Annotated in this window: 1 protein-coding gene; it reads left to right on the forward strand. The window is 69.1% G+C overall.

Annotated elements, in window-relative coordinates; genetic code table 11:
• Positions 1-171 precede the first annotated feature (171 nt).
• The coding region (gene pnp, locus V7050_RS20935; RefSeq protein ID WP_324411274.1) for a polyribonucleotide nucleotidyltransferase at positions 172-1,673 on the forward strand (1,502 nt) is incomplete at its 3' end.

Here is a 1,673-nt window from a genome sequence, read left to right on the forward strand (position 1 = left end):
GGGCGCGCGAAGCCGCGCCGCCCGCCCCATCGGCGCCCCCCCCGGGGCGCCGCCACGCCGGATTCCCTCCCGACCCCGGGGATCGTCCGGAAAGCCGACAGGGGTCAGGGGCCGCGGCCCGCGCGACACGGCGCCGAACCAGGGGGTTCCGCCGTCATGCAAGGAAGAGATATGTTCAACATCGTCAGGAAATCCATCGAGTGGGGCCATGACACGCTCACGCTCGAAACGGGAAAGATCGCCCGCCAGGCCGACGCCAGCGTGGTCGCCACCTATGGCGAGACCAGCGTCTTGGCCGCGGTCGTCTTCGAGAAGAAGCCCAAGACCGGCTTCGACTTCTTTCCGCTCACCGTCCACTACCAGGAAAAATACTATGCCGCGGGCAAGATCCCCGGCGGCTTCTTCAAGCGCGAGGCGCGGCCGACCGAGAAGGAGACGCTGACCTCGCGGCTCATCGACCGGCCGATCCGGCCGCTCTTCGTCGAGGGCTTCAAGAACGAGACCCAGGTCATCTGCACCGTGCTCTCCTACGACATGGAGAACGACCCCGACATCGTGGCGATGATCGCGGCCTCCGCTGCGCTGACGCTCTCGGGCGCGCCCTTCATGGGCCCGATCGCCGCGGCCCGCGTCGGCTTCGTGGACGGCTCCTACGTGCTGAACCCGGCCATCGACGACATGGAGAAGCTGCGCGAGAACCCCGAGCAGCGCCTCGACCTGGTGGTCGCGGGCACCAAGAACGCGGTGATGATGGTCGAATCCGAGGCCTATGAGCTCTCCGAGAGCGAGATGCTCGGCGCGGTGAAGTTCGGCCACGAGCAGATGCAGCCGGTGATCGACATGATCATCGACATGGCCGAGGAGGCCGCCAGGGAGCCCTTCGCCTTCGACGCGCCGGATTACGCGCCGCTCTACTCAAAAGTGAAGGCCGCCGGCGAGACCGCCATGCGCGCCGCCTTCGGCATCACCGACAAGCAGGAGCGCACCGCGGCCATCGCCGCGGCCCGGGCCGGGATCGCGGAGGCGCTCGACCCCGAGGAGCAGGAGGACCCCAACCTCGGCTCGGCGATCAAGAAGCTCGAATCGGAAGTGGTGCGCCTCGACGTGCTCGACCACGGCCGCCGCATCGACGGGCGGGACCTCACCACGGTGCGCCCCATCGTCTCGGAGGTCGGGATCCTGCCGCGCACCCACGGCTCCTCGCTCTTCACCCGCGGCGAGACCCAGGCGCTGGTGGTCACCACGCTCGGCACCGGCGACGACGAGCAGCTGATCGACGCGCTGCAGGGCACCTCGCGCTCGACCTTCTACCTGCATTACAACTTCCCGCCCTATTCGGTGGGCGAGGCCGGGCGCATGATGGGGCCGGGCCGGCGCGAGATCGGCCACGGCAAGCTCGCCTGGCGCGCGCTGCAGGCGGTGCTGCCGGCGGCGACCGACTTCCCCTACACGATCCGCGTGGTCTCCGAGATCACCGAATCGAACGGCTCCTCGTCGATGGCCTCGGTCTGCGGCGGCTCGCTCAGCATGATGGATGCGGGCGTGCCCCTGAAGGCGCCGGTGGCCGGCGTCGCCATGGGGCTGATCCTCGAGGGCGAGCGCTTCGCGGTGCTCACCGACATCCTCGGCGACGAGGACCACCTCGGCGACATGGACTTCAAGGTGGCGGGCAC

The organism is Amaricoccus sp., from assembly GCF_036846665.1.
In the GTDB taxonomy this organism is placed as follows: Bacteria; Pseudomonadota; Alphaproteobacteria; order Rhodobacterales; family Rhodobacteraceae; genus Amaricoccus.